Annotated in this window: 20 protein-coding genes; 13 read left to right on the top strand and 7 right to left on the bottom strand. The window is 63.9% G+C overall.

Annotated elements, in window-relative coordinates:
- The first annotated feature begins 81 nt into the window (after positions 1-81).
- The 4 genes from K288_RS0123370 to K288_RS0123355 all read left to right on the top strand — a co-directional run bounded on the left by K288_RS0123370 (position 82) and on the right by K288_RS0123355 (position 5954).
- The gene (locus K288_RS0123370) at positions 82-783 is read left to right on the top strand and encodes a TetR/AcrR family transcriptional regulator (RefSeq protein ID WP_027581745.1); all 702 of its coding nucleotides are present in this window, start codon (positions 82-84) and stop codon (positions 781-783) included.
- A 1-nt stretch (position 784) separates the two neighbouring features.
- On the top strand, positions 785-1975 hold the full coding sequence (locus tag K288_RS0123365; RefSeq protein ID WP_027581744.1) for an efflux RND transporter periplasmic adaptor subunit: 1191 nt from the start codon (positions 785-787) through the stop codon (positions 1973-1975).
- 18 nt (positions 1976-1993) lie between these two features.
- Positions 1994-5092 carry a MexW/MexI family multidrug efflux RND transporter permease subunit gene (locus K288_RS0123360; RefSeq protein WP_027581743.1) on the top strand — a complete coding sequence of 1033 codons (3099 nt, stop codon included), beginning with the start codon at positions 1994-1996 and terminating at the stop codon, positions 5090-5092.
- Positions 5093-5210: 118 nt separating this feature from the next.
- Positions 5211-5954 (top strand): hypothetical protein, encoded by a 744-nt coding sequence (locus K288_RS0123355; protein WP_027581742.1) that lies wholly within the window; start codon positions 5211-5213, stop codon positions 5952-5954.
- Between the two features lie 126 nt (positions 5955-6080).
- Here the strand turns inward: K288_RS0123355 and K288_RS0123350 are convergent, their stop codons facing one another.
- The 6 genes from K288_RS0123350 to K288_RS0123325 all read right to left on the bottom strand — a co-directional run bounded on the left by K288_RS0123350 (position 6081) and on the right by K288_RS0123325 (position 13910).
- Positions 6081-7886, bottom strand: a complete 1806-nt coding sequence (locus K288_RS0123350) for a gamma-glutamyltransferase family protein (RefSeq protein ID WP_027581741.1) — start codon at positions 7884-7886, stop codon at positions 6081-6083.
- Between the two features lie 360 nt (positions 7887-8246).
- On the bottom strand, positions 8247-9242 hold the full coding sequence (locus K288_RS0123345; protein ID WP_027581740.1) for an ABC transporter ATP-binding protein: 996 nt from the start codon (positions 9240-9242) through the stop codon (positions 8247-8249).
- The gene (locus tag K288_RS0123340; protein ID WP_027581739.1) at positions 9239-10225 is read right to left on the bottom strand and encodes an ABC transporter ATP-binding protein; all 987 of its coding nucleotides are present in this window, start codon (positions 10223-10225) and stop codon (positions 9239-9241) included. The genes K288_RS0123345 and K288_RS0123340 overlap by 4 nt, the downstream gene beginning before the upstream one ends.
- Positions 10222-11181, bottom strand: a complete 960-nt coding sequence (locus K288_RS0123335; protein WP_027581738.1) for an ABC transporter permease — start codon at positions 11179-11181, stop codon at positions 10222-10224. The genes K288_RS0123340 and K288_RS0123335 overlap by 4 nt, the downstream gene beginning before the upstream one ends.
- A 66-nt stretch (positions 11182-11247) precedes the next feature.
- Entirely contained in the window at positions 11248-12228 is a 981-nt protein-coding gene (locus tag K288_RS0123330; protein WP_027581737.1) for an ABC transporter permease, read from the bottom strand.
- A gap of 89 nt (positions 12229-12317) precedes the next feature.
- Positions 12318-13910, bottom strand: a complete 1593-nt coding sequence (locus K288_RS0123325; RefSeq protein WP_027581736.1) for an ABC transporter substrate-binding protein — start codon at positions 13908-13910, stop codon at positions 12318-12320.
- A 195-nt stretch (positions 13911-14105) separates the two neighbouring features.
- On the opposite strand from K288_RS0123325, the gene K288_RS0123320 reads away from it, so the two are divergent.
- The 6 genes from K288_RS0123320 (at position 14106) to K288_RS0123290 (ending at position 22560) form a co-directional block, all read left to right on the top strand.
- The gene (locus K288_RS0123320; RefSeq protein WP_027581735.1) at positions 14106-15359 is read left to right on the top strand and encodes an FAD-dependent oxidoreductase; all 1254 of its coding nucleotides are present in this window, start codon (positions 14106-14108) and stop codon (positions 15357-15359) included.
- A gap of 146 nt (positions 15360-15505) precedes the next feature.
- Positions 15506-15754 carry a DUF6489 family protein gene (locus K288_RS0123315; protein ID WP_027581734.1) on the top strand — a complete coding sequence of 83 codons (249 nt, stop codon included), beginning with the start codon at positions 15506-15508 and terminating at the stop codon, positions 15752-15754.
- Positions 15755-16555 carry an alpha/beta hydrolase gene (locus K288_RS0123310; protein WP_027581733.1) on the top strand — a complete coding sequence of 267 codons (801 nt, stop codon included), beginning with the start codon at positions 15755-15757 and terminating at the stop codon, positions 16553-16555.
- A gap of 74 nt (positions 16556-16629) precedes the next feature.
- Positions 16630-18177, top strand: a complete 1548-nt coding sequence (locus tag K288_RS0123305) for a wax ester/triacylglycerol synthase family O-acyltransferase (RefSeq protein ID WP_027581732.1) — start codon at positions 16630-16632, stop codon at positions 18175-18177.
- 11 nt (positions 18178-18188) lie between these two features.
- Complete coding sequence (locus K288_RS0123300) at positions 18189-19181, top strand: alpha/beta hydrolase (protein WP_027581731.1); 993 nt, start codon at positions 18189-18191, stop codon at positions 19179-19181.
- 139 nt (positions 19182-19320) lie between these two features.
- Positions 19321-22560, top strand: a complete 3240-nt coding sequence (locus tag K288_RS0123290; protein WP_027581730.1) for a cytochrome P450 — start codon at positions 19321-19323, stop codon at positions 22558-22560.
- Between the two features lie 107 nt (positions 22561-22667).
- Here K288_RS0123290 and K288_RS0123285 read toward each other — a convergent pair whose 3' ends face one another.
- Positions 22668-23588 (bottom strand): alpha/beta hydrolase, encoded by a 921-nt coding sequence (locus tag K288_RS0123285; protein ID WP_027581729.1) that lies wholly within the window; start codon positions 23586-23588, stop codon positions 22668-22670.
- A gap of 174 nt (positions 23589-23762) precedes the next feature.
- Here K288_RS0123285 and K288_RS0123280 point away from each other — a divergent pair, with 174 nt between their 5' ends.
- The 3 genes from K288_RS0123280 to K288_RS0123270 are packed head-to-tail and all read left to right on the top strand — an operon-like array spanning position 23763 to position 25836.
- Positions 23763-24146, top strand: coding sequence for a hypothetical protein (locus K288_RS0123280; protein ID WP_027581728.1), 384 nt, complete (start codon positions 23763-23765; stop codon positions 24144-24146).
- Complete coding sequence (locus tag K288_RS0123275; RefSeq protein ID WP_201449713.1) at positions 24143-25240, top strand: alpha/beta fold hydrolase; 1098 nt, start codon at positions 24143-24145, stop codon at positions 25238-25240. Before K288_RS0123280 ends, K288_RS0123275 begins: the two co-directional genes overlap by 4 nt.
- Positions 25237-25836, top strand: a complete 600-nt coding sequence (locus tag K288_RS0123270) for a GNAT family N-acetyltransferase (RefSeq protein ID WP_027581726.1) — start codon at positions 25237-25239, stop codon at positions 25834-25836. Before K288_RS0123275 ends, K288_RS0123270 begins: the two co-directional genes overlap by 4 nt.
- The last annotated feature ends 1 nt before the right edge of the window (position 25837 follow it).

Raw genomic sequence — 25837 nt, 5'->3', positions numbered from 1 at the left:
GGGCATGACCCAACCTTAAGTTCTATTTCTGCACTGCCGTAAATTCTTGACAATCTTTAAGGTGAGTGATTACTCACGCGCATGTCCACCCTGCGCATGACAAGTGACTTGCGGCGTCAGCTCATTCTGAGCGCCGCCAAGCGATGCTTCGCCCGCCATGGCTTTGCCGGCACCACGACCAAGAGCGTGGCGGCCGCCGCCTCCATTTCGGAAGGGCTGTTGTTCAAGCACTTCCCGTCCAAGGCGGCGCTTTACGCCGAAATCCTCGCCGAAGAGTGCGAGGCCGATCCGGATCTCACTCACCTGCTCGGGCAGGAGCCGTCGACCGCAACCCTGGTCGAACTCGTGAAGGGCATGGTGGGGCACTTCCTGGAGATCACGCAGGGACCCGATGAGGAAGAGGCGCAGCGGCTGCGGCTGATGACTTCGAGCCACCTCGACGACGGCGAGTTCGCGCGTCTGCTCTACGGCAAGGTCGGCGAACTGATCGCGCCGGTATTCACCGCATCGATCGAACGTGCCGTTGCCGCCGGCGAGGCTACCCGCATCGGCAGCGTGCCGCTCAACCTGTTCTGGTTCGCGCACCATGTCGTGCTGATGTCGGCGCTGACGCGGCTGCCGACGACGCCGTGCCTCACCTACGCCGACGCGCCCGATCTCGAGCGCCAGCTTTCCGAATTCATCCTGCGCGGCATCGGGCTGACCGAAGCCGCGATTTCCTTTCATTTGAACCGTCAGCCGTCACCGAACCAGGGACAATCGGTGACAGCAGAAAGTGCATGACATGAACATCGCGACTGAGACCAACATCAAGGGCGAACCGATCGACAAGCCGCATAAGCGGCCGGTCAGGATGGGGCGTTGGTTCATCATCGTCGGATTGCTGCTGGCGGTCGTGGTCGGCGGCCTGGTCTGGTTCAACTATTTCCGCGCCAAGATGATCGGCGAGTTCTTCGCCAACATGAAGCCGCCGCCGGTGACGGTGAATGCCGCCGAGGCGAAATCGGAGGTCGTGCCCAATCTCCTGACCGCAGTCGGCGAGCTCGCGGCCGTGCACCAGGTCAACGTCACCTCCGACGTCTCGGGACGCATCACGGATATCCTGTTCACCGCGGGTGCCGAGGTGAAAGCGGGTTCGCCGCTGGTCCAGCTGTTCGACGGACCGGAGCAGGGCGACCTCGCCAACTACAAGGCGCAGGCGACGGTGGCGCAGCTCTCGCTCGAACGCGCCAAGCAGCTTGCGGCGCGCAATTTCGGGCCGCAGGCCACGGTCGATTCGACCCAGGCTGCGTATGACCAGGCCCTGGCCGGCATTGCCAAGACCGAGGCGCTGATCTCGCAGAAGCTGGTCCGCGCCCCCTTCAATGGCGAGCTTGGCGTGCGCAGGGTCGAGGTCGGTCAATATCTGACCGCGGGCAACCAGATCGTGTCGCTGACTGATCTGTCGATGCTCTACGACAACTTCACGGTGACGGAAAAGGATAGCGGCCAGCTCAAGGTCGGCCAGACCGTCCGCATCAAGGTGGACGCCTATCCGGATCGCGTCTTCGAGGGCAAGCTGACCACGATCGAGCCGCAGGTCGCGACCGACACCCGCAACATCCGCGTGCAGGCCACTGTCGCCAACCCCGAAAAGATCCTCAAGCCCGGCATGTTCGCGACCACCACGGTGGTGCTGCCCGACAAGCCGCCGGTGATCACCGTGCCGGAAACCGCGGTCGACTACTCGCTCTATGGCGACTCGGTCTACCTGATCACCGAGAAGAAGGAGAACGACGGCAAGACCAGCCTGACGGCGGTGCGCACCTTCGTGCAGACCGGCAAGCGATTTGGCGGTCGTACCGAAATCGTCCGAGGCGCGAAGCCCGGCGACCGCATCGTGGCGCTCGGTCAGATCAAGCTGCAGTCGGGCGCTGCCGTTGCGATCTCCACTGAGCCGACACCGCCGATCCCGGCCGAACCGCCGCGCTACTGAGAAGCAGGACCCCGATAAATGTCCTTCACCGACATCTTCATCAAGCGGCCGGTCCTGTCGGTCGTTGTCAGCCTGCTGATACTTTTGATCGGCTTGCGGGCTGCGACCGTGCTCCCGATCCGACAATATCCGAAACTGTCGAACACGGTGGTCAATGTCACCACCAGCTATCCCGGCGCGTCGGCCGACCTGATCCAGGGCTTCATCACGACGCCGATCGAGCAGGCGGTCGCCTCGGCCGAAGGCGTCGACTACATCACCTCGTCCTCGGTGCTCGGCACCTCCACGATCCAGGTCTACATCAAGCTGAACTTCGACCCGAACCAGGCGCTGACCGAGGTGCTGGCCAAGGTCAACTCGGTCAAATACCTGATCCCGAAGGAATCGAACGACCCGGTCGTCACCAAGACCACCGGCCAGACCACGGCCGTGATGTATCTCGGCTTCTCCAGCGAGGAACTGTCGGGATCTGCAATCTCGGATTACCTCACGCGCGTGGTTCAGCCGTTGCTGTCAACGGTTGACGGCGTGGCTTCCGCCGACATCCTCGGCGGCCAGACCTTTGCGATGCGATTGTGGCTCGACCCGGTCAAGATGGCGGGCCGCGGCGTGTCGCCCACGGATGTCGCGCAGGCGATTGCGTCCAACAACTTCCAGGCCGCCGCCGGCCAGTCCAAGGGCTACTACATCGTCTCCAACGTCTCGACCAACACCGACCTGCGCAACATCGACGAATTCAAGCGCATGATCGTGAAGTCGAAGGAGGGCGGCTTCGTCCGGATGGAGGATATCGCGCAGGTCGAGCTTGCCGCGCAGAGTACGGACGCGAGTGTCGCGTTCAATAGCGAGCATGCGATCTTCATCGGCATCAACGCGACCCCGCAAGGCAACCCGCTGACCCTGGTGAAGGGCGTCCGCGCCTTGTTCCCGGAGCTCGAGCGCAATCTTCCGCCGTCGCTGAAGATGAAGGTGGCCTACGATTCCACCAAGTTCATTCAGTCGTCGATCGACGAGGTGGAAAAGACGCTCGGCGAAGCTGTCGTGATCGTCATCGTGGTGATCTTCCTGTTCCTGGCGTCGATTCGGTCGGTCATCATCCCTGTGGTGACGATCCCGCTGTCGCTGGTCGGTGTCTGCAGCCTGATGCTGGTCATGGGCTTCAGCATCAACCTGCTGACCCTGCTCGCGATGGTGCTCGCGATCGGTCTCGTGGTCGATGACGCCATCGTGGTGGTGGAGAACATCCACCGCCACCTCGAGGAGGGCAAGACGCCGGTACAGGCCTCACTGATCGGCGCGCGCGAGATCGTGGGGCCGGTCATCTCCATGACCATCACGCTCGCCGCGGTCTACGCGCCAATCGGCTTCCTTGGCGGCCTCACCGGTGCATTGTTCCGCGAATTCGCCTTCACGCTGGCGGGCTCGGTGATCGTGTCGGGCGTGATCGCGCTGACGCTGTCGCCGATGATGTGCTCGGTGCTCCTGAAGAACACCGAGGAAGGACGTTTCGCGAGGGTGGTCAACCGTGTCTTTGGCTCGGTGACGCGCTGGTACGGGCGCAAGCTCGACCGCTCGCTCGACTACCGACCGATCACCGGCCTGTTCGCGTTGACGATACTTGGCCTCGTCGGCTTCCTCTACATGCACACGATGAAGGAGCTCGCGCCCGAAGAGGACCAGGGCATCGTATTCGCACTGACCAAGGCGCCGAAATACGCCAACATCGACTACGTCGACTTCTACGGCGAGAAGATGGACAAGGTGTTCCAGAAGTTTCCGGAGACGGATCTGCGCTTCGTGCTGAACGGCACGCCGAGCGCGCAGAGCGGTATCGCCGGCATGCTGCTCACCCCGTGGGACGAGCGCAAGCGGTCGTCGATCGCATTGAAGCCGCTGGTGCAGGCGGAGCTGTCCAAGATCGAAGGCGTCAATGCGTTCGCCTTCAATCTGCCGCCCTTGCCGGGCGGTCCGGGCGGACTGCCGGTGCAAATGGTGATCAATTCGACCGTCAGCTTCCAGACCATCTATGAGCAGATGGAGAAATTGAAGGCTGCTGCGCGCAAGAGCGGCATGTTCATCGTCTCCGACAGCGACCTCGATTTCAACCAGCCGGTGGTGCGCGTCCGCGTCGACCGGTCCAAGGCAAGTGATCTCGGCATCAACATGCAGCAGGTCGGCGCGACGCTGGCCACGCTGCTCGGTGGCAACTACGTCAACCGCTTCAACCTGGAGGGACGTTCGTACCAGGTGATCCCGCAGGTGCCGCGTGCCGTGCGCCTGTCGCCGGAAGCGCTCGGCGGCTACTACGTGCCGACCAATACCGGCCAGTTGGTGCCGATCTCGACCGTCGTCTCGATCGAGACGGGCACCGACCCGAACGCGCTGACGCACTACAACCAGCTCAACTCGGCGACCTTCTCGGCAGTGCCGATGCCGGGCGTGACGGTGGGCCAGGCGGTCGACTTCCTCGAAGGCGAGGCGAAGAAGCTGCCGGCCGGCTTCAGCCATGACTATCTGGCGGACTCGCGGCAATATGTGCAGGAGGGCAACCAGCTCGTCATCACCTTCGCCTTCGCCGTGATCATCATCTTCCTGGTGCTGGCGGCGCAGTTCGAGAGCTTGCGCGACCCGCTGGTCATCATGGTCTCGGTGCCCATGGCGATCGTCGGCGCCTTGATCCCGCTGTTCTTCGGCGTGGCGACGATGAACATCTATACCCAGGTCGGCTTGCTGACACTGGTCGGCCTGATCACCAAGCACGGCATCCTGATGGTGGAGTTCGCCAACGAACTGCAGCTCAACGAGGGGCTCGACCGCCGCTCGGCCATCGAGATGGCGGCCCGCATCCGGTTGCGTCCGATCCTGATGACGACGGCGGCGATGGTCACCGGCCTGATCCCGCTCTTGACGGCATCGGGCGCCGGCGCTGCCAGCCGGTTCTCGATCGGCCTCGTCGTGGTCGCGGGCATGCTGATCGGCACGCTGTTCACACTGTTCGTGCTGCCCGCGGTCTACGTGACGATCGCCACCGACCACCGGGCGAGAGCGACTTCCGAGCGCAACAAGCAGATCGCCGATTATGAGCTCGGCGATGGCGGGGCGCTCAAGCCTACCTGAGACTTCTTGGCCCCAAAGTCTCAGCGAAAGGGCGGCGACGGTCCTACCGTTGCTGCCCTTTTGGTTTTTTGCGAAACATGCGCGCGCATGCGACTAATATGATTTGGGGAGAACAGACATGGTGAGTGATTTCGCGCCCGGCAATTATCGTTTCATTCCGGCCGTGTTCCAGTATTCGAGCGGCGCGGCCGCCAATCCCGGCTTCGAGGTCGAGCGCGTGCGCTTTGACAGGCTGGTGCCGCTTGCCGAGGGTTTTGCGCGGATCGCAAGCCATATCCAGGCGGCGGGACGGCCGCTGACCGCGTTCTGCGCCTGCGAGCTGCGTTCGCCGGCGGCGGTCTCGGAGCAGGGCTTTCGCGCCTTCAACGAGCATTATGTGAAGACGCTCGCGGAGTGGGGGCTGTTCGATGGCACCACCAATCCGGTGGCGCGCAGCAATGTCTGTCCCGAGATCGATCCGCCCGCCGAACCGTCATTCTACGCATTCTCGTTCACGCGCCCGAGCACGGGGACCTCGCCGTCGTTCGTGATCGCCGGCGGCGCCGAGGCGCGCGGCGGCGCCGGCAGCTATCCCGAGCGCATCGTGCGCTATCGCGACATGAGCCCCGAAGCCTGGCAGGAGAAGGTGCGCTTCACCGTCGGCGAGATGGAGCGACGGCTCGCCGAATTCGGTTTCACCTGGCAGGACACCACCGGCGTGCATGCCTATACTGTGCACGATTTCCATCCGCACCTCGCCGACGAACTGGTGCGCCGCGGCGCCACCCGTTCCGGCCTGACCTGGCACTTTGCCCGGCCGCCGGTGGTCGATCTCGAATACGAGATGGATTGCCGGCGCGTGCTGCGCGAGCTGGTGATTTAAGGCGCATCTCTCTCCTCGTCATTGCGAGCGGAGCGAAGCAATCCATCTCTCCGCGCGTGAAGAGAGAATCGATTGCTTCGTCGCTTCGCTCCTCGCAATGACGCAAGGTGAGCTATTGGCGACCCGCTACCTTCCCGCGGCGTAGCCCTGCATGCCCCGCGGATTGGCGGCGGCGCGGCGCTTGCGCCCCACGCGAGAGGCCGCCGTCAGCCGTCCCTCCGACCAGTCGGGGCCGACCTCGACGATATGGCCGCGACGCTGCAACTCGTCGATGCTTGCCTTGGGCACGCGACCTTCGACGACGAGCACGCCCGGACGCGCGGTGCGCGGCCAGAACGAGATCGGGAAATGCTCGGAATGCCAGGCCGGCGCGTCGATGGCCTCCTGCAGGTTCAGCTTGGCATGGACGTGGCGCAGGAAGAACTGCGTGATCCATTGGTCCTGCTGGTCGCCGCCCGGCGAGCCCCAGGCCAGATATGGCTCGCCGTCGCGCAGCGCCATGGTAGGAGACAGCGTCGTGCGCGGGCGCTTGCCTGGTGCCAGCGCGGCGGGATGATTCTCTTCCAGCCAGAACATCTGGGCGCGGCTGCCGAGGCAGAAGCCGAGCTCGGGGATGACCGGTGAGGATTGCAGCCAGCCGCCGGAGGGCGTCGCCGAGATCATGTTGCCGGCCTTGTCGATGATGTCGAAATGCACGGTGTCGCCGCGCACCTCGCCGAAGCGGCCGACCGTTGGCTCGCCCGCGCCCATCGCGCCGACCGCCTCGCGGTGGCCCTCGGCGCGCCTTAGCTTCACCACCCCGCCAAAGCCTTCGACCGAGCCGGGGAGGAAGTCGAGCGAGGCCTTGTCCTTTGAGATCAGCTTGCGGCGCTCGTCGTTGTAGGCGTCCGACAGCAGCGTCTCGATCGGGATATCGGTGAAATTGGGGTCGCCGTAGAATGTCTCGCGGTCGGCATAAGCGAGCTTGGCGCATTCGATCTGCAGATGGATGAAATCGGCGCTGGTGGGATCGAGGCCGTCGAGGTCGAAGCCCTTCAACAGGGCAAGCTGCTGCAGCATCACCGGGCCCTGGCTCCAGACGCCGGCCTTGCACACGGTATAGCGGCCGTAATCGTAGGTCAGCGGCGCCTCGATCGTCGGCTGCCAGCGCGCCATGTCGTCGGCCGAGAGCACGCCGCGATGCGGCGAGCCGGAGACGTCCATCACCTCCTGGGTCCGGCAGAATTTATCGATCGCTTCGGCGACGAAACCCTTCGACCACGCCTGGCGCGCGCGCTCGATCTGCGCGACGCGGTCGCTGCCTGCGCTTTCCGCTTCCTTCAGGATGCGGGCGTAGGTCTCGGCGAGGCGCTTGTTGGTGAAGATCGTGCCGGGCTTCGGCACTTCGTTGTTGGGCAGATAGACCTCGGCCGAGGTCGGCCAGTGCTTGCGGAACAATTGCTCGACGATCTTGATCGTCGCGGCCGCGCGTTCAACCAGCGGAAAGCCTTCGCTGGCATAGGCGATCGCGGGCTCCAGCACGTCGCGCAGGCGCAGCGTGCCGTAGTCGCGCAGCAGCAGCATCCAGGACTCGAACGTGCCGGGCACGCAGGCGGCGAGCAGGCCGGTGCCGGGGACCATCTCCAGCCCCTCGCTGCGATAGTGCGCGATCGTCGCCTTGGCCGGCGCGGGGCCCTGGCCGCAGATCACCTCGGTCTTGCCGCGCTTCACGTCATGCACGATGACGGGCACGTCGCCGCCGGGGCCGTTCAGATGCGGCTCGACCACCTGCAGCGTGAAGGCGGTCGCAACCCCGGCGTCGAAGGCGTTGCCGCCTTTCTCCAGCGTGGCCATGCCGACCGCGGTCGCGATCCAGTGCGTCGAGGTGACGACGCCGAATGTGCCCTCGATCTCGGGACGTGTCGTGAACGGATCGGGATTGATGTTGCTCATGGCTGGCCACCGGTTGTTCTTGTGCGGCCGCACTTGATCACAGGCGCGGCGCGCTGCCAACGGCGCGGCCGGCATGGCTCAACCCCGATAGGATCAGTCCGAATTGCATCCGCGCGCGAGCTGGGCTCCCTCTCCCGCTTGCGGGAGAGGGCTGGGGTGAGGGTGGCTCCGCATTGGGACTCCCCAAGGAGAGAGAGCCCTCACCCGGATCGCATCTGGCGATGCGATCCGACCTCTCCCGCAAGCGGGAGAGGTGACTCTAAAGGCCGCTCCGCGGCGAAGTTGCCGAACGCAAGGTGCAAGTTCTCCCTCCCCCGCAAGCGCGAGAGAGGTGAAGAATTCGTGGCCGATGCAGGTACATCATATTGGTACGGCAGCCTCCGTGGGCACATTCACGGCATGGCAGGCGACGCCGTCGATCAATTCCGGCGCCTTTTGGCGGCACAGATCGAACGCCAGCGGACAGCGCGGATTGAAGGCGCATCCCGGCGGCGGGTTGATCGGATTCGGGATTTCGCCTTTCACGGGAATGCGCTGGCGGCCGCTCATTGCGAGATCTGGAACCGCGCCGAGCAGCATCTTGGTGTAAGGCATGCGCGGATTATTGAACAGCGCGCGGCCCTCCGCGACCTCGACGATGCGGCCGAGATACATCACGCCGATCCGGCTCGCCATGTGGCGCACCACGGCCAGGTTGTGGCTGATGAAGAGGTAGGTGAGGCCGAACTTGTCCTGCAGGTCGCGCATCAAATTGAGGATCTGCGCCTGCACGGAAACGTCCAGCGCCGAGGTCGGCTCGTCGCAGACGATGAACTCGGCCTCCGAGGCGAGCGCGCGGGCGATCGCGATGCGTTGGCGCTGGCCGCCGGAGAATTCATGCGGATATTTCAGGCCGTCATCGGCATGCAGCCCGACCAGGGAGAGCAATTCGCCGACGCGCGCGCGGATGTCGCGCTCGCCCTGGATCAGCTCGAAGGCGCGGATCGGCTCGGAGACGATGGCATCCACCCGGAAGCGCGGATTGAGGCTCGCATAGGGATCCTGGAAGATCATCTGGATACGGCGGCGCAAGCGCTGGCGCGCCTGCGCCTGCCTCGGATCGGTCATCGAGACGCCGTCGATCACGACCTCGCCCGAGCTCGGCGGCAATAGGCCGACCACCATGCGCGCCACCGTGGTCTTGCCCGAGCCGGATTCGCCGACCAGTGCGAAGGTCTCGCCTTTGCGGATATCGAAGGTGACACCGTCGACCGCTTTCAGGAATTCGAGATGGCCGCCTTCGAGCACGCGGTTGAGCCACGGCTTTGACACGTTGAACACACGGCGGAGATTTTTGACCTCGATCAGCGATGTCATGCCGCGCTCTCCTTGGCGGCGTGGTCGTAGAGATGGCAGGCGACAGCCTGCGCGCCCTGGCGGGTCGGTTCGGGACGCTCGATCCGGCAGCGGTCGAAAGCGAAGGCGCAGCGCGGGTTGAACGGGCAGCCGGGTGGGATCGCCGACAATCGCGGCATCGAGCCGGGGATCTGCACCAATCGCTTGTCCTCGCCGGCAAGCGTCGGGATCGCGCCCATCAGTCCCTTGGCGTAGGGATGCAGCGGATTGCGGACGACATCCTGCACCGGGCCGATCTCGGCGATGCGGCCGGAATACATCACTGCGACGCGGTCGCAGGTTTCGGCGATCACGCCCATGTCGTGGGTCACCAGCATCACAGCCGTGCCGTGATCGCGGCCCAGCCGCTTGATCAACGTGATGATTTGCGCCTGCACGGAAACGTCGAGTGCGGTCGTCGGCTCGTCGGCGATGATCAGCTCCGGCTCAGCGCAGATCGCGAGCGCGATCACGACACGCTGGCGCATGCCGCCGGAGAATTCATGCGGATAACCGTCGACGCGCTTATCCGGCGCGGGGATGCCGACCTCGGCGAGCAGATCGATGGCGCGCTTGCGCGCGGCGCTTTCGGAGAGGTTGGTGTGGGTGCGGATGGTCTCGACGATCTGGTCGCCGATCCGATAGAGCGGGTTGAGGCTTGTCAGCGGATCCTGGAAGATCATGCCGATGCGTTTGCCTCGCACGCGCCGGAGTTCCTCCGGCGGCAAGTGATCGATGCGCATGCCCGAAAGATGTATCTCGCCGCCGGAGATGCGGCCGGGCGGATCGATCAGGCCAATGACGGCAAGGCCCGTGACCGACTTGCCGGCGCCGGATTCGCCGACGACGCCGAGGACCTCGCCCTTGGCGATGTCGAAGGACACGCCGTCGATGGCACGCAACGTTGCGCGGCGGGTGGCGAACTCCACCTTCAGGTCACGCACGGAGAGGACGGGCACGGTCATCGGAGTTTCGGATTGAGCGCGTCGCGCAGCCAGTCGCCGAGCAGGTTGATCGAGAGGATGAGGCCAGCCAACGCAATGCCGGGAAAGGCGACGATCCACCATTCGCCGGCGAAGAGATAATTGTTGCCGATGCGGATCAGCGTGCCGAGCGAGGGCATGGTGTCGGGCATGCCGGACCCCAGGAACGACAGCGTCGCCTCGGTGATGATCGCGAGCGCCAGGTTGATGGTGGCGATGACGAGGATCGGGCCCATCGCATTGGGCAGCACATGGCGCAGCATGATCTTGGGCGCGGGCAGGCCGATCAGTTGCGCGGCGGCGACATAGTCCTTGTTCTTCTCGACCATGACCGAGCCGCGCACCGTGCGGGCATATTGCACCCATGAACTCAGGCCAATCGCGACCACGAGCACGGCAAGCATGCTGACGGCATCGAGCCGGTTGCCGAACAGCGATTTGGCGACGCCGTTGACGATCAGCGCGATCAGGATGGCGGGGAAGGTGATCTGGACGTCGGCGATCCTCATGATCACGGCGTCGACGGCGCCGCCGACATAGCCTGCGATCAATCCGAGCGCGATGCCGATCGCACCGGCGAGGAGCATGCCGAGCACGCCGACGATGAGCGAAATCCTCAAGCCATAGAGAATGGCGGAGAAGACGTCGCGGCCCTGTTCGTCCGTGCCGAGCAGGAACGGGCTCTGGCCGTCGGCGGTCCAGAGCGGCGAGATGCGTGAGTTCATCAATTGGAGCTGCGCCGGATCGAATGGATTCTGCACCGCGAGCGCGGACGCAAAGATCGCGAGCAGGAAAAACAGCACGGTGACCGCGGCCGCCAGCATGGTCAGCTTCGAGCGGCGGAAGGAATAGAACAGGTCGCTGTCGATCGCGCGCCGAATCCAGCCAGCGCCGGCATGCGCGGTTTCAGTTTGCTGTTGGACGACTGCGTCGGACATGCTGTGGCTTCTTTATTTGAGCATGATCTTTTCGGCAAACCGGTTTCCACTTTTCCGGATCATGCTCTAGGCCGGACGGCTGATGGTGGCGCGCAGGCGCGGGTCGACGATGGTGTAGAGGATATCGACCACGAGATTGATCGTGACGAAGATCAGCGAGACCATCAGAAGATACGCCGCCATGATCGGGATATCGACGTTTTGCACCGCCTGCACGAACATCAATCCCATGCCCGGCCACTGGAACACGGATTCGGTGATGATCGAGAATGCAATAACCGAGCCAAACTGCAGGCCGGCCACGGTGATGACGGGAACCAGCGTGTTCTTCAGCGCGTGGCCGAAATGAATTGCGCGTGTGGTGAGCCCGCGGGCGCGGGCGAAGCGGATATAGTCGGTGCGCAGCACTTCCAGCATCTCCGCGCGCACCAGCCGCATGATCAGCGTCATCTGGAACAGGCCGAGCGTGATCGAGGGCATGATCAGCGCCTTCAGCCCGGATACCGTGAGCAGGCCGGTCGTCCACCAGCCGATCCGCACCACTTCGCCGCGGCCGAATGAAGGCAGCCAGCCCAAGGTGACCGCGAACAGGTAGATCAAGAGGATGCCGATCAGGAAGGTCGGCAGCGAGATGCCGATCAGCGATACCGCCTGGCATAGTTTGGCGAGGAAGGAATCGCGCCTGAGCGCGGCATAGACGCCCATCAGAATGCCGAACACCATCGCGAATATCGTGGCGCAGATCGCAAGCTCCAGCGTCGCCGGCAGCCGTTCGGCGAGCAGCGTCGAGACCGGCTGCCGGAACTGATAGGAGACGCCGAACTTGAACTGCGCGGCGTTGGCGAAATAGCGCGCGAACTGGATCAACACGGGATCATCGAGCCCGAGCGATTTGCGCACCGCCTCGCGCTCGGCCGCGGGCGTGTCGATCGAGACGATCTGGCTGACGGGGTCGCCGGCGAAACGGAACATCGCGAAGGCGATGATCCCGACGGCGATCATCACCCCGATGGCTTGAATGGCGCGGCGAAGCGTGAAAGCGAGCATCTGTTCCTTTCACCCGGTTGCGGTGCCGCCGCTGCTAAAACAGAGGTCCCGGAAGCGCGGCGCTGCCGGGACCTTAGAACGGCGAAGCTTTATTCCGATTTGACCATCCAGTAGGGCAGGACCTGGTTATCCGGGCGCTGCACCACTTTCAATTTCTTCGAGACGCCCCAGGCCAGCGCCTGCTGATGCAGCGGGATATAGGCCCAGTCCTTCATCGCGATCTCGAAGCCTGCCTTGATCAACTGGTCGCGCTTGGCGGTGTCGGTCTCCTGCAGCACCTTGTCGGTGATGGCGTCGAATTCCTTGTTGCAGTAGCCGCCGAGATTGGTCTCGCCGCGCGGCGATTTCGGATCGTCGCGGCAGCCCATGATGTCATACATCACGTTGTGCGAGTCGAGCGTGCCGGGCGTCCAGCCCAGCATGTAGAACGAGGTCTGGTAGCCGCCGGGCTTCAGCACCTTCGCAAAATACTGCGCCTTCGGCTGTGCAAGCAGATTCACCTTCACGCCGATACGGGCGAGCATGCCAACCACGGCCTGGCAGATCGCCGCGTCGTTCACATAGCGATCGTTCGGGCAATCCATCGTGACTTCGAAGCCGTCGGGATAGCCGGCTTCGATCAGGAGTTTCTTGGCGCCGTCGGGATCGAATTTCGGACGGGTGAAATCCTTCGACAGCGCGAACAATTGCGGCGCGACCATCAGCGCCGACGGCGTCGACAACCCGCGCATCACGCGGTTCTTGATCAGTTCGATGTCGATCGCCTTGTAGAAGGCTTCGCGGACACGGATGTCCTTGAACGGGTTCTTGCCCTTGATGTTGGAGTAGAGCAGCTCATCTCGGGCCTGGTCCATGCCGAGGAAGATGGTGCGGATCTCCGGTCCCTTCAGAACCTGCGCGTTCGGGCTGGAATCGACGCGCGAGATGTCCTGGATCGGAACCGGCTCGATGATGTCAACCTCGCCCGAGAGCAGCGCGGCGACGCGGGTCGCATCCGAACTGATCGGGGTGAAGACAATTTCCTTCAAATTGTGTTCGGGCTTGCGCCACCAGTTCGGATTGACCTTGAACACCGTCTTCACGCCGGGCTGATGGCTCTCGACCATGAAAGGCCCCGTGCCGTTGGCGTTGAGCGAGGCAAAGCTCGGTGTGGTGGCTGATGCCGGCGTGGGCTGCGTGGCGTTGTTCGCCTCGGCCCACTTCTTGTCCGTGATGTACCAGGTATCCCATTGCGAATTCAGGATGGGATTGGGCGAGGTCAGGATGAAGTCGACGGTGTAGTCGTCGACCTTGACGACCTTGGCGTCGGCGGGAATGCGGGTCTGCAGATTGGAGCCCTTGGCGCGGACGCGGTCGGCCGAGAACACCACATCGTCGGCCGTGAAGGGATCGCCGTTGTGGAATTTGACGTCCTTGCGCAGATGGAAGCGCCAGCGGGTTGGCTCCGGCGTCTCCCAGCTTTCGGCGAGCGCCGGGATGATCTTCAGATCCTTGTCGCGCGCAGTGAGGCCTTCATAGACCTGCCCGAGATGAGCATGGGTGGTCGTCTCGTTCAGCGTATGCGGATCCAGCGATTTGAGATCGCCCTGATTGGCGTAGCGCAGCGTCTGGGCCGAAACAGGTGTCGTCGTCGCGACGATGGCAAGACTTATTGCCGCAAGCAGATGATGACGTACCGACATTTGAACCTGTTCCCCGTCTTGGTCCCGCGATGCGCGCTGTTGGTAGGATACTGCATGCCAATGTTGCCAAAGTTTACCGGGTGCGCAAGCGCGATTTCCCGTAGAAGGTGAGATCAGTTTGCGCAGCGGTGCCGCAATGATTAGCTTGACCCTCATCGGCGGACTCACGCGCGATATCAAACTTTCGGAGTACTGATGGCGGAACTGAGGGCCGACGTCGTTGTCCTGGGGGCAGGCATGGTTGGTGTCGGTGCCGCCTTGCATCTGCAAAAACGAGGCCGCGACGTCGTCCTTGTCGACCGGCACGATGCCGCTGGTGAGGAGACGAGTTACGGCAACACCGGTATCATCGAATGTGCCTCGGTTTTTCCTTACATGTTCCCGCGGGATTTCAGCGAACTCCTCCGCTATGCGTTGAACCGCGCGCCGCAGGTGCGCTACCGCGTCGCCGATCTGCCGATCTTCCTGCCATGGCTCGCGCGCTATTATTTCGCCTCCTCGCCGGAGAGGGCATTGCACAGCGCGCTCGCCGAGATGCCGCTGATCCGGCAGAGCCTGATCGAGCACGAAGCGTTAATTGCAGAAGCCGGCGTCCCGGAATTGCTGCGCAAGACCGGCTGGCTCAAACTCTATCGCAGCAAGGCGACCTTCGCCAAGGCCGTGCGCGATACCGAGCGTGCGAAGCAATATGGCGTCTCAAACCAAGTCCTCGATGCCCAGGGCATTGCCGCGCGCGAGCCGAACCTGTCGGGCGACTTCGCCGGCGCGGTATATTCGCCGACGCCGGGCTCGGTCGCCGATCCCGGCGGGCTGGCGAAGGCCTATGCCGCGCTGTTCGGCCGCAGGGGCGGCCGCTTCTTTGTCGGCGACGCCCGCACGCTCGAACAGTCCGGCGGACGATGGCGCGTGGCAATCAGCGAAGGGACTGTGACCGCCCGCGAGGTCGTGGTCGCGATGGGCCCGTGGTCCGACCAGGTGTTCGGCCCGCTCGGCTATTCGATCCCGCTGCAGGTCAAGCGCGGCTATCACTTGCACCTGAAGCCGGGCGGCAACGCCATGCTCAACCATCCCGTGCTCGATTCCGATCTCGGCTATTGTCTGGCGCCGATGAACCGAGGCATCCGTCTGACCACCGGCGTTGAGTTCGCCCATCGCGATGCGCCGGCCTCTCCGGTCCAGGTCGAGCGGGCGGTGTCGCGGGCGCGCAACCTGTTCCCGCTGGGCGACCCCGTGGAGGCTGAGCCCTGGAAGGGCGCGCGGCCCTGCCTGCCCGACATGCTGCCGGTGATCGGCAAGGCGCCGCGCCACCCCGGGCTTTGGTTCGATTTCGGCCATCAGCACCACGGGCTGACGCTCGGGCCCGTAAGCGGCCGGCTGCTTGCGGAGATGATGTCCGGCGAGACGCCGTTTGCGGATGCGAAGCCGTTTGCCGTAGAGCGCTTTGGTTGAGCCTGGCGGGGCGACACCGGCCGCCAGCGGTCATCGTCCCGCTTGCGTGATGAGCCCTCTCGCGGCGATACTGCACCACGGCACGATCCTTTCGAAGAATCGATTTCCGGGTCATGTTCTTGCGTCAACTGCATTGAGGAGCGGTCATGAAGGTCAACGTCGAAATAGATTGCACGCCGCTCGAAGCCAGGCAGTTCTTCGGCCTTCCGGATGTCGCGCCGATGCAGATGGCGGTTATGGAAAAGCTGCAGCAGCAGATGACACAGAACATCGAGAAGGTCTCGCCTGAGGCGCTGATGCAGACCTGGCTCGATCCCAAACTGGCCGAGCGTTTCCAGGACATGTTTGTGGCGATGGCCGGCCTCGGCAGCCCCCCGAAGAAGGACAGGAAATAGATGACGGCCGTGGATGGCAGTCCCGAGTTAAGCGAACGCCAGCTGCGTCCACCGAACATCTGCCTCATGCTGATCGAGGGCAGGGGTGTGTTCGAGTTCAATTCGAGCCTCCTGCTGCTGCCGCTCTTGATGCGCGCGCCGAGAGGTGACGGCCATCCGGTGCTGACGCTGCCGGGGTTCCTGGCGAGCGACCTGTCGATGGCGCCTATGCGGCGGTACCTGAAGGCGCTCGGCCATGACACCTATGCCTGGAGCCTGGGCCGCAATGTCCGCGGCCTCAGCCGGACGCGCCAGTCGATGCGCGATCTGTTGCAGCGGATCACCGACTCTACCGGACGCAAGGTCAGCATCGTCGGCTGGAGCCTTGGCGGCGTCTATGCGCGCGATCTGGCGCTGAACGCGCCGGATATGGTGCGCTCGGTCATCACGCTCGGCAGCCCGTTTGCGGGCGATATCCGTGCCACCAACGCGACGCGGCTCTACGAGGCGTTGACGGGCGAGAGCGTCGACGACATTCCCGAGATACGGGAGGCGATCGCCGGTGACATGCCGGTGCCGACGACCTCGATCTACTCGCGCACTGACGGCATCGTGAACTGGCGCACCAGCGTGCTGCGCCCGTCGACAACGGCCGAAAATATCGAGGTGCTGCTCGCAAGCCATATCGGGCTCGGCGTCAATCCCGCGGCGCTCTGGGCGGTCGCCGACCGGCTGGCGTTGGCAGAGGGCGAGTTCAGGCATTTTGACCGGTTCGGCCCCTTTGCCATTGCCTATCCACCCCCGGAACAGGCACAATCCTGATCGCCGCCGCCGCAAGCGGCCGTCCGAATGAGAGCGCCATCAAGGCGCCGCACGACAATCACCGGGAGGGAGCCATGGCCGACGCCAAGAAACTGTCGTCGCTGGACGCGTCGTTTCTCTATCTGGAAACGCCCGAAATGCCGATGCATGTCGGGAGCATGGCGATCTTCCGCCTGCCCGACGACTACAAGGGCGACTTCTTCGAAGACTTCAAGGCGATGATCGCCTCGCGACTGCACATCGCGCCGATCCTGAAATCGCGCCTGGAGAAGGCGCCGCTCGACATCGACCACCCGTCCTGGGTGGAGGACGATCAGTTCGACATCGACCGCCACATCTTCCGCGGCAGCCTGCCGGCGCCGCATGACCGCGCCACGCTGGAGCGCCTCGTCGGCTGGATCCATGCCAAGCTGCTCAATCGCGCCCGGCCGCTGTGGGAGTTCTACGTCTTCGAGGGCATGCAGAACAACGAGATCGGCCTCTATTCCAAGATGCATCATGCCTGCATCGACGGCGGCGCGGGCGCCGCGCTCACCAGCATGATCTACGACATCTCGCCGATCCCGAGGAAGGTCGATCCACCGACCGCGCGGAAGGTCGCGCGGGAGCCGCGCGATATCGCGGCCAACCTGATCGATTCCTATCAGCAGCTCTGGAGCCAGCCGTTCGATGCCGCGGCGGCGCCAAGGACGATCGAGCTGCCGCGCTCGGGCAAGAGCGATCTCGGCTCGATCCTGTTCGACAACGCCATGTTCCAGATCGAGAACGCGATCAAGTTCGCAAGCGCCGTGCCGGCGATGCTGAAGAGCGTGTCGGAAGTCGTGACCAAGGTCTCCGATCCGAAATCGCGCGAAAGCCTCGCCAGCATGGTGTCGCCGCCGACCATCCTGAACAAGGCGATCTCATCGGAGCGCAGCTTTGCCGGCACTTCGGTCTCGCTGTCGCGGGCCAAGGCGGTGGCAAAAGCGGCCGGTGGCAAGCTCAATGACGTGGTGCTGGCGCTCGCCTCCGGCGTGGTGCGTCGCCATTTGATCAGCCAGGGCGCGCTGCCGAACAAATCGCTGACCGCGGCGGTGCCGATCTCGCTGCGCGAGGAGGGCAACACCGAGTCGAACAACCAGGTGTTCGGCATGATCTGCTCGATTGCGACCAACATCGAGGATCCCAAGGCGCGGCTGGAGGCGATCATCGCGCAATCCACCAAGGCGAAGGAGATGTCGCATCCGTTGCGGGCGTTCATGCCGCAGGTCTCCAACGTCTCGATGCTGGGTGCGCCGATCCTGGTGCAGGTCCTGGCGCTGCTCTACAGCCGCTCGGACCTGTCGAACGTGCTGCCGCCGGCGGCGAACATCACCGTCTCCAATGTGCCGGGGCCAAGACAGACGCTCTACGCCGCGGGCGCGGAACTGCTGCATATCTTCCCGGTGTCGATCTCGACCCACGGAATCGCGCTCAACATCACCGTGCAGAGCTATCGCGACCAGCTCGATTTCGGTTTCGTCGCCGGCGCCAACATCATTCCGCATGTGCAGGTTCTGTGCGACATGCTGCCGGCCGAATTCGATGCGCTGGAAGCGGCGTTCGTGCCGCCGCCAGCCGAGACCAAGAGTGCTGCTGAATAAGGATTGTCTCGATGATGGAAATGCCAGCGCTGCAATTCGTCCAGACCAACGGCATCCGTATGGGCTTCTACGAAGCAGGGCCCAAGACCGACAAGCCGCCGATGGTGCTCTGCCACGGCTGGCCGGAGCTCGCCTTCTCCTGGCGTCACCAGATCAAGGCGCTGGGCGAAGCCGGCATCCGCGTGATCGCGCCGGACCAGCGCGGCTATGGCGTAACCGACCGGCCGGAGCCGGTCGAGGCCTATGATATCGAGCAACTGACCGCTGATCTCGTCGGCCTGCTCGATCATCTCCAGATCGAGAAGGCCGTTTTCGTCGGTCACGACTGGGGCGGCTTCGTCGTCTGGCAGATGCCGCTTCGGCATCCCGACCGCGTCGCCGGCGTGGTCGGCATCAATACCCCGCATACCAATCGCGCCTGGGCCGATCCGATCGAACTTTTGCGCAAGCGGTTCGGCGAGCACATGTATATCGTCCAGTTCCAGGACCCCGCGCGCGAGCCGGACAAGATTTTTGGCAGCCGGGTAGAGCAGACCTTCGATGCCTTCATGCGCAAGCCGGCGCGAGGACCTGATGCTCCCGCGGAAGAGGTAGTCGCCGGCGTCGGCGCATCGCCGCGGCTCAACCTGGCATTCCCGCAGATGATCGCGAACTACGATGCCAAGCGCGATCCGCGCACGCCGATCCTGTCGCCGGAGGAGAAGCAGGTGTTCGTCGATGCCTTCACCAAGACCGGCTTCACCGGCGGCATCAACTGGTACCGCAACATGTCGCGCAACTGGCAACGCTCCGAAGGGCTCGATCACACCGTGCGGGTGCCGTCGCTGATGATCATGGCCGAGAACGATGCGGTGCTGCCGCCGTCTTCGGCCGACGGCATGGAGAAGCTGATCCCGGACCTCGAGAAATACCTGGTCAGGGGCAGCGGCCATTGGACGCAGCAGGAGAAGCCGGAAGAAGTCAGCGCCAAGCTGATCGAATGGCGTAGAAGGCGGTTTGGATAGGTACGAAAGCTAACGCCTCGTCATTGCGAGGAGCGGAGCGACGAAGCAATCCATTCTTTCTTTTTGCGGCGCGATGGATTGCTTCGCTTCGCTCGCAATGACGGCTGAGATCGAGACGAGATCAGGAGACATTCCCCACATGGCGTCCGGCAACCGACTGGCTCCGATCCCGCATCCGCCGACCATGCCCGTGGTCGGCAACATGCTGTCGCTGGATTCGACCGCGCCGGTACAGCATCTGGTGCGGCTCGCCAAGGAGCTCGGGCCGATCTACTGGCTCGACATGATGGGCGCCCCGCTCGTGATCGTCTCCGGCCATGACCTCGTCGACGAACTGTCCGACGAAAAGCGCTTCGACAAGGCGGTGCGCGGCTCGCTGCGGCGGGTGCGCGCGGTCGGCGGCGACGGCCTGTTCACCGCCGACACCAAGGAGCCGAACTGGAACAAGGCGCACAACATCCTGCTGCAGCCGTTCGGCAACCGCGCCATGCAGTCCTACCACCCGAGCATGGTCGATATTGCCGAGCAGCTAGTGAAGAAATGGGAGCGGCTCAATGCCGACGAGGAGATCGAGGTCGTCCACGACATGACGGCGTTGACGCTCGACACCATCGGGCTCTGTGGTTTCGACTACCGCTTCAATTCGTTCTATCGCCGCGACTATCACCCATTCGTGGAGTCGTTGGTGCGCTCGCTCGAGACCATCATGATGACCCGCGGCTTGCCGCTGGAACGCCTGTGGATGCATCAGCGGCGCAAGACGCTCACCGAAGACGTCGCCTTCATGAACAAGATGGTCGACGAGATCATCGCCGAGCGCAGGCGGAGCCAGGCTGATGTCGGCGAGGGCCAGAAGGACATGCTGGCCGCGATGATGACCGGCGTCGACCGCGTCACCGGCGAGCAGCTCGACGATGTCAACATCCGCTACCAGATCAACACATTCCTGATCGCGGGCCATGAGACCACGAGCGGCCTGTTGTCGAGCACGATCTATGCGTTGTTGAAACATCCCGAGGTGCTGAAGAAGGCGTATGAGGAGGTCGACCGCGTGCTCGGCCCCGATATCGACGCCAAGCCGACCTACCAGCAGGTCACGCAGCTCACCTACATCACGCAAGTTCTGAAAGAGTCGCTGCGACTGTGGCCGCCGGCGCCGGCCTATGGCATCGCGCCGCTGCAGGACGAGACCATCGGCGGCAAGTACAAGCTGAAGAAGAACACGTTCATCACCGTGCTGGTGATGGCGCTGCATCGTGACCCCAGCGTCTGGGGGCCGAACCCTGATGTGTTCGATCCCGAGAATTTCAGCCGCGAGGCCGAAGCCAAGCGTCCCATCAATGCCTGGAAGCCGTTCGGCAACGGCCAGCGCGCCTGCATCGGCCGCGGCTTTGCGATGCATGAGGCGGCGCTCGCGCTCGGGATGATCCTGCAGCGCTTCAAACTGATCGACGTGCATCGCTACCAGATGCACCTGAAGGAAACGCTGACCATCAAGCCCGAGGGCTTCAAGATCAAGGTGCGGCCGCGCGAGGACAGGGAGCGGGGCGCTTTTGCGGGAGCGGCTGCAGCGGTTTCGGCCGCGCCAAGGACACCGCGGCCGAAACCGCGCCTTGGGCACAATACGCCGATGCTGGTGCTCTACGGCTCCAACCTCGGCTCGGCCGAGGAACTGGCGACGCGGATGGCCGATCTCGCCGAGGTCAATGGCTTCAATACCAGGCTCGGTCCGCTCGACGAGTATGTCGGGAAGCTGCCGAAGGAAGGTGGCGTCCTGATCATCTGCGCCTCCTACAATGGCGCGCCGCCGGACAACGCGACCGAGTTCGTGAGATGGCTCGGCAGCGATCTTGCGAAGGATGCCTTCGCCGGCGTGCGCTACGCGGTGTTCGGCTGCGGCAACAGCGATTGGGCGGCGACGTACCAGTCGGTGCCGCGCTTCATCGATGAACAGCTCACCGCGCACGGCGCCCGCGCCGTCTATCCGCGCGGCGAGGGCGATGCCAGGGCCGATCTCGACGGCCAGTTCCAGAAATGGTTTCCGGCCGCCGCGCAGGTCGCGACCAAGGAATTCGGGATCGACTGGAATTTTACTCGCACGCCGGAGGACGAGCCGCTCTATGCGGTCGAGCCGGTGGCGCCGACCTCGGTCAACACCATCGTCGCGCAGGGCGGCGCGGTCGCGATGAAGGTGCTGGAAAATGCCGAACTGCAGAACAAGTCCGGCGCCAATCCGTCCGAGCGCTCGACGCGGCATATCGAGGTGCAGCTGCCGCCCGGCATCACCTACCGCGTCGGCGATCACTTGAGCGTGGTGCCGCGCAACGATCCGACATTGGTGGATCAGGTCGCGCGCCGCTTCGGTTTCCTGCCGGCGGACCAGATCAGGCTGCAGGTGGCGGAAGGCCGCCGCGCGCAGTTGCCGGTTGGCGATGCCATCTCGGTCGGGCGATTGCTCACCGAATTCGTGGAGCTGCAGCAGGTCGCGACCCGCAAGCAGATCCAGGTCATGGCCGAGCATACGCGCTGCCCGATCACGAAGCCGAAGCTGCTCGCCTATGCCGGCGATGACGACGCATCCGGCGAACGTTATCGCAGCGAGGTGATGGACAAGTGCAGATCGGTGTTCGATCTCCTGGAGGAACATCCGGCCTGCGAGTTGCCGTTCCACATCTATCTGGAAATGCTGTCGCTGCTGGCGCCGCGTTATTATTCGATCTCGTCCTCGCCCTCGCCCTCAGGTGATCCGGCGCGTTGCAGCGTCACCGTCGGCGTGGTGGAGGCGCCGGCAAGCTCCGGCCGCGGCGTCTACAAGGGCGTCTGCTCGAATTATCTTTCAGGCCGCCGGGTCGGCGACACCATCCATGCCACCGTGCGCGAGACCAAGGCCGGCTTCCGCCTGCCGGATGATGCGTCGGTGCCGCTGATCATGATCGGCCCCGGCACAGGCTTGGCGCCGTTCCGCGGCTTCCTGCAGGAGCGCGCGCATCGGAAGTCGCGGGGCGCCAATCTCGGACCGGCGATGCTGTTCTTCGGCTGCCGTCATCCGGATCAGGATTTCATCTATGCCGACGAGCTGAAGGCGTTCGCGGCCGATGGCGTCACCGAATTGCACACCGCGTTCTCGCGCCTCAACGGCTCCAAGACCTACGTGCAGGACCTGATTGCCGCGCAGAAGAGCCGCGTCTGGGACCTGATCGGCAAGGGCGCGATCATCTATGTCTGCGGCGACGGCGGCAAGATGGAGCCGGATGTCAAGGGAACCTTGATGTCGATCCATCGCGAGCACAACGGGAACGATGCCGGCGCGGCGACGCGCTGGATCGAGGAGCTCGGCGCCAAGAACCGCTACGTGCTCGACGTCTGGGCAGGCGGATAGCGGCTAAGTGCGGTTGTAGGATGGGTAGAGCGCAGCGAAACCCATCGCATCTGTGCGCTTGGTGGCAATGATGGGTTTCGCTGCGCTCTACCCATCCTACGGTTTCGTCACGCCGCCGTCACCGCAGCCCGATGCGCGTGCTGGTCGATGGCATCGATGATCTCCGGCCACATCGGGATCGGCAATGCGTGGCCCATGCCGTCGACCATCAGGAGCTTGGCGCCGGGGATGGAGACCGCGGTGTCCTTCCCGCCGGCCGGATGCACCAGTGGATCGACGGTGCCGTGGATGACGAGTGTCGGCGCTTTCACCGCGCCGAGGCGTTGCTTGCGGCTGCCGGAGGCGAGGATGGCGCGGAGCTGGCGGCCGACGCCGGCGGGGTTGAGGCCGCGTTCATAGTTGCGCAGCGCCCGCGAAGGATCGAGCGCCTCGTCTTCCGGGAAGGAGCCGACGCGCAGCATCTTCCAGGTCTGGGCGAAGCGTTCGATGTATTCGCCCTTCGTCTTCGGCGGTGGCGCCATCAGCATCGCCATGGCCTCGCGACTCGGCGGCGGGACCTTCGGATCGCCTGTCGTCGACATGATCGAGGTGAGCGAGCGCACCGCCTGCGGAAAGGAGATTGCAACTTCCTGCGCGATCATGCCGCCCATGGAGGCGCCGACCAGATGCGCCGACTTCAGCCCGAGCGCGTCCATCAGGCCGACGGTGTCCTTGGCCATGTCGATCAGCTTGTAGGGCGCGGCGATGGGGATCTTGAAGAGACGCAGCTTCAAGAGTTCGAACGGCGTCAGCCGCCCGCCGCCTGTGAGCTTGCCGGACTGGCCGATGTCGCGGTTGTCGAAGCGGATCACGCGAAAGCCGCGCGCGGCGAGCTGTTCGCAGAATTCATCGTCCCAAAGGACCATCTGGGCGCCGAGACCCATGATCAGCAGCATCGGTTCGGCATTTTCGTCGCCAAAGATCTCGTAGCAGATGTCGATGCCATTGGCGCGGATCATCTGCGGCGGCCGGTGGGCGAGGGTGGTCACGGGGCCTCCTCGGCTGGGTTCTTGATCGATACTCTATGCCACGGTTTGCCGCAGCGCAGAAGCTTTCCGACGATGCGTTCAATGTCAACTTGGGTTGACCGGCTGCCTGCAACGGTGTGGTATGGAGTGAAGAGAAGCGTGGCAAGCGCTCGCAACCATTTGGGAGAGGGCGCCATGGCCGACAAGGGCAACGATCCCGCCGTCATCTGGCAGACGATGATCGGCGAGTTGGAAAAGGGATTCAATTCCTTCGCCAACCACGCGATGGGGACGCCGGAATTCAGTCGGCTGATGAATCAGGCCGGCGGCGTCGCGACTGGTGCGCAGAAGCAGCTTGGCGAGCTCATGGAGAAATATCTCGTGAGCATGAACCTGCCGAGCCGATCGCAACTCGTCGGCATGGCCGAGCGCCTGCAATCGATCGAAGGCCAGCTCAACGAGATCAAGGCGCTGCTGGGCCAGATCAACCGCGACGCGGGCAATGCGGAGAGCGCTGCAGCCGGCAAGCCGCGGCCGCCACGCACCAAGCGTCCGCCCGCGGAGAAAGCGCAAAAATGAACGCGCCCTCGATGAACGCGGCTTTGGGGAATGATGCAGCGTCGCTTGCGGAGCGCATCCAGTCCGAGGTGCAGCGGGCGATCCAGCGCAGCATCAAGGGCGTCGAATATTTCTCGACCTCGGGTCCCGCGCTCGGCTCCACGCCAAAGGACGTGCTGGCCAGCCGTGGAACCATGCAGCTCTACCACTACCGGCCTGTCGCGGATGAAATCTACCGCGTGCCCGTGCTGATCGTGATGGCGACCACGAACCGCGGCTACATTCTCGATCTGGTGCCGGGACAAAGCTTCATCGAATTCCTGCTCAAGCGCGGCTACGACGTCTACATGCTGGACTGGACCGCGCCGAAACCGGAAGAGAAGAGCCTCAGGATGGAGGACTACGTCCTCGACTTCATTCCGGACTGTGTCCGCCGGGTGCAGCAGGATTCCGGTGAGACCGACGTCTCCGTCATCGGCTATTGCTTTGGCGGCGTGCTGTCGCTGCTTTATGGCTCGATCTTCCATGACGGGCCGATGAAGAATTTGATCTGCTTCACCACGCCGATCGACTTCCGCGAGATGAAGCTGTTCTCGAATTTCGCTGACCGTCGTTACTTCGACGTCGACCGCCTCATCGACAGCGTCGGCAACATGCCGCCCGAGTTGATCCTGTCGTCGTTCGAGATGCTGCGGCCGGCCTCGCGCGCCGCAAGCCAGGTGCAGCTCTGGGACAACATCTGGAACGACGAGTTCGTCAAGTCGTACCGGATGTTCGATCGCTGGGCGACCGACACGCTGCCGCTCGCCGGCGACTATTTCCGGACCATCACCAAGGACCTGATGTGGGACAACAAGCTCTACAACGACGCCATGTCGGTCGGCGGACGCGCGGCGAAGCTCGAGAACGTCAAGGTGCCGCTCCTGCACGCGGTCGCCGAGCACGATCACATCGTGCCCTATGAGGCGGCGCGGCACCTGATCGCGAGAGTCGGCTCGACTGACAAGGAAGAGGTGATCCTCAAAGGTGGCCACGTCAGCCTGGTCGCCGGTGCCAACGCGATCAAACGGCTGTGGCCGAAACTGGATTCATGGCTGGGGCAGCGATCGACATGAGTGAAACACGTTCCTATCCGCGGCGCGTCAAGACCGAAGCCGGCGAGATCGAATTCCGCCTGATGTCGAGCGCCGATGAAGCGGCGGTGCTGGCTTTCGCGCAAAAGCTGCCGACGCATGATCTGCTGTTCCTGCCGCGCAATATCAGCGAGCCGAAGGTGCTCTCGGCGTGGGTCAAGGAGATCGGGCGCGGCGACATCGTGAGCCTGCTGGCGATGCGGGATGGCGCCGTGGTCGGTTGTGGCACGCTGGTGCGCGACCGCCATTCCTGGTCGCCCCATGTCGGCGAGATCCGGATGGTGGTGTCGCTGGACGTCCGCGGGCAGGGGGTGGGGCGGGCGTTGTCGCAGGAGACTTTCGCCATTGCGCTCAGTGCCGGCCTTGAGAAGCTCTCGGTACAGATGACGGTGGACCAGCGGGGCGCGATTGCCCTGTTCGAGGGCCTCGGTTTCAGGGCCGAGGCGCTGCTGCGCGACCATGTCCGGGATGCCGCCGGCGCGACCCACGACATCGTGGTGCTCGGGCACAATGTGGCGCAGGTTCGGGCCCAGATGGAGGCCTACGGCTTGCCGAGCGCGGTTCAGCGACAGGTTTGAC

Origin of the sequence: Bradyrhizobium sp. Ai1a-2 (assembly GCF_000426245.1) — a bacterium.
In the GTDB taxonomy this organism is placed as follows: Bacteria; Pseudomonadota; Alphaproteobacteria; order Rhizobiales; family Xanthobacteraceae; genus Bradyrhizobium.
The sequence above is the reverse complement of the archived record's forward strand: the minus strand, read 5'-3'. Positions and strand labels throughout refer to the sequence as shown.